Annotated in this window: 1 protein-coding gene; it reads right to left on the bottom strand. The window is 72.5% G+C overall.

Going from position 1 to position 2,774, the window contains the following annotated elements; translation table 11 throughout:
- On the bottom strand, nt 1-2,774 hold a 2,774-nt coding region (locus tag ABZ154_RS34920), incomplete at both ends, for a beta-ketoacyl synthase N-terminal-like domain-containing protein (protein ID WP_356838482.1).

Below are 2,774 nucleotides of genomic sequence, written 5' to 3'. Positions count from 1 at the left end.
ATGGCGCCGCCGTCCGGCAGCGCCTGCATGAGCCGCGCCCGCGCCGCCACCAGGGCACAGGCGTCCTCCAACGAGAACACCCCCGCCACATGAGCCGCCGCGATCTCACCGATCGAATGCCCCGCCACGAAGTCGGGCCGCACACCCCACGACTCCGCCAGCCGGAACAACGCCACCTCGACCGCGAACAACGCCGGCTGGGCCGCACCCGTCTCATTCAGGAGGTCGGCGTCCTCACCCCACATCACCTCACGCAGCGAACGACCCAACCCCGCGTCCAGCAACGCGACCGCCGCGTCCAGCGCCTCCGCGAACACCGGAAAAGCCCCGTACAGTTCACGACCCATACCGAGCCGCTGCGCACCCTGACCCGAGAACAGCACCGCCGTCGACTGCTCGATGGCCGTCCCCCGCGCCGCTTCCGTGATGCCCTCGCGGGTGGCCAGCAGCACCGCGCGGTGATCGAAGAGTGAGCGGCAGGTTGCGAGGGTGAGGCCGACGTCCGTGTACGGGCGGTCGGGGTGCTCCCGGGCGAAGGCCCGGAGCTGCTGTATCTGCCCCTCCAGCGCGGCTTCGCTATTGGCCGATACGAGCCACGGCACGGTGTCGGGAGTCGTCCCGGGCACGCCGTCGCCGGCGTCGAGAGCCGGTTCCGCCTGCTCCAGGACCACATGCGCGTTCGTGCCGCTGATCCCGAAGGAGGAGACGCCCGCCCGCCGGGGTCGCCCGGTCTCCGGCCACGTGGTGGTGTCGGCCAGCAGTTCCACGGAGCCCGCCGTCCAGTCGACATGGCTCGACGGCTCGGTGAGGTGCAGCGTCCTGGGGAGCGTTCCGTGCCGCAGGCCCATGACCATCTTGATGAGGCCCGCCGCACCCGCCGCGGCCTGGGTGTGGCCGATGTTGGACTTCACCGATCCCAGCAGCAGGGGCAGTTCCCGGTCCTGTCCGTAGGTGGCGAGCAGGGCCTGCGCCTCGATGGGGTCGCCCAGCGGGGTGCCCGTGCCGTGTGCCTCGACGGCGTCGACGTCGGCCGGGGACAGTCCGGCGTTGGCGAGGGCCTGCCGGATGACGCGCTGCTGCGCGGGTCCGTTCGGGGCCGTCAGTCCGTTGGACGCGCCGTCCTGGTTGACGGCGCTGCCGCGGACCACCGCCAGCACCGTGTGTCCGTTGCGCCGTGCGTCCGACAGCCGTTCCACGACCAGCACGGCCGCGCCCTCGGACCAGCCGGTCCCGTCCGCGGAGTCGGAGAACGCCTTGCAGCGTCCGTCGCCCGCGAGCCCCCCCATGCGGGAGAAGCCGGCGAAGTTGGCGGAGGTGGTCATCACCGTCACCCCGCCGGCGAGGGCGAGGGTGCATTCGCCGCTGCGCAGGGCCTGGGCCGCGAGGTGCAGCGAGACGAGCGAGGACGAGCAGGCGGTGTCCACCGACATCGCGGGGCCTTCCAGGCCGAGCGCGTAGGCGAGCCGGCCCGAGACGACGCTGACCGCGAGGCCGGTGGTGGCGTGGCCCGCCATATCGTCCTTCGCCCGCATGACGAGGCCGGCGTAGTCCTGGCCGCTGACGCCCATGAAGACGCCGGTTCGGCTGCCGCGCAGGGTGGCCGGGTCGATGCCCGCCCGCTCGGCGGCCTCCCAGGAGACTTCGAGGAGAACACGCTGCTGCGGGTCCATGGCGATGGCCTCACGCGGCGAGATGCCGAAGAACCCGGCGTCGAAGTCGGCGACGTCCCGAAGGAAGCCGCCCTGGCCTTCGCGTGCGCCGATCGTGGAGTCGGCCTGCCATCCCCGGTCGTCGGGGAAGCCGGAGATCGCGTCGCCGCCCGAGAGCACGAGGTCCCAGAGCCCTTCCGGTGATTCCACGCCGCCGGGGAAGCGGCAGCTCATGCCGACGATCGCGATCGGGTCGTCGGCGGGGTCGGAGCCGTCGCGCGCTTCGCGGACGGCGACGGTCGCGACAGCGTCGTCGCCCACCAGTTCGTCGAGCAGGAAGGCCGCGAGCCGGGCCGGTGTGGGGTAGTCGAAGATCAGGGTGGCCGGAAGCGTCAGTCCGGTGGCGGTCGCCAGTCGGTTGCGCAGTTCGACGGCGGTCAGCGAGTCGAAGCCGAGCTGGCGGAACTCGCGCTCCACCGCGATGGCTTCGGGTGAGGAGTGCGCCAGCACCACGGCCGCCTCGGCGCGGACGAGTTCGGTGAGCAGCCGGGGCCGCTCGTCGTCGCGCAGTGCGGCGAGCTTCTCGACCAGGCCCGCACGGGACGCCCCGGTGGCTCCGCTCCTGGCGGCGCGGCGGCCGCTGCGCACGAGTCCGCGCAGGAGGGCGGGGACGTCGGCGGTGGCCGGGATCGCGTTGCCGGACAGGGCGAGCGGCACGATCAGTGACTCGTCGCTCGCGAGTGCCGTGTCGAACAGGGCGAGACCTCGCTCCACGGAGAGGAGCGGCATTCCGGAGCCGCTGCTGACCCGGCGCACGTCCTGGTCCTCCAGCGTGCTGGTCATGCCGACGCCCTGTTCCCAGGCGCCCCAGGCCAGGGAGAGTCCGGGCAGGCCGAGGGAGCGACGGTGTGCGGCGAGCGCGTCGAGGAAGGTGTTGCCCGCCGCGTAGTTCGCCTGACCCGGGCTGCCCATGACGCCGGCGGTGGAGGAGTAGAGGACGAAGGCGGCGAGGTCCAGATCCCGGGTCAGCTCGTGGAGGTTCCAGGCCGCGTCCACCTTCGGCCGCAGCACCGCATCCAGCCGCCCCGGAGTCAGCGAACCGATCACCCCGTCATCCAGCACACC

This window comes from Streptomyces sp. NPDC006261 (assembly GCF_040613515.1).
Taxonomy (GTDB): Bacteria; Actinomycetota; Actinomycetes; order Streptomycetales; family Streptomycetaceae; genus Streptomyces.
Note: the sequence above shows the minus strand (reverse complement) of the source record. Positions and strands in the feature narration are given on the sequence as shown.